The sequence below is a fragment of the Consotaella aegiceratis genome, from assembly GCF_036541425.1.
Classification (GTDB): Bacteria; Pseudomonadota; Alphaproteobacteria; order Rhizobiales; family Rhizobiaceae; genus Consotaella; species Consotaella aegiceratis.
Genome location: NZ_JAZHFT010000152.1, coordinates 1 through 515, shown reverse-complemented (window position 1 = coordinate 515; position 515 = coordinate 1). Strand labels below are relative to the sequence as shown.

The 515-nt window shown below is 60.4% G+C and carries 1 pseudogene; it reads left to right on the top strand.

Annotated elements, in window-relative coordinates:
• Positions 1–158: 158 nt before the first annotated feature.
• Positions 159–386, top strand: a pseudogene (locus SMD10_RS25525) (FtsX-like permease family protein); the annotation flags it as partial.
• Between the last annotated feature and the right edge of the window lie 129 nt (positions 387–515).

The following is a 515-nucleotide window of genomic DNA, read 5'->3' as shown; positions in this document are numbered from 1 at the left end:
CAGGTGACTGCGCTTTTTAGATCGATCGGCTGGTCCCATTCCCACTCCATCATGCAGCGCCTTTCAGCGACTGCGGACAGAAGCATGACCTCGGCGACAGGATGTAGGGAAATTGGGGTTGACCCAGGACGGCCCGTTACAGAAGAACCGTCCAGGTGCTGAGCCGGCGACACGGGACCGTCGATTTCCACATCATGAACACCGACGACATCCGCAAGACGATCTCCAGCACCACCGAGACGATGACTTTCCTGATCGCGCTGATCTCGCTGGTCGTCGGCGGCATCGGGGTCATGAACATCATGCTCGTTTCGGTCTCCGAACGCGTGGCCGAGATCGGCGTGCGCATGGCGGTCGGCGCGCGGCAGGCCGACATCATGATCCAGTTGGACACCTCGAAAAACCTCGCGTGGCTGGGCGTTTCATGATTCCATCGGTCTCGACGGGATCAGGAGGCATAGATGCGCGGGCAGCCGGGGTTCTGGGATGTTGACGAGCGATATGTCCGGCTGAGC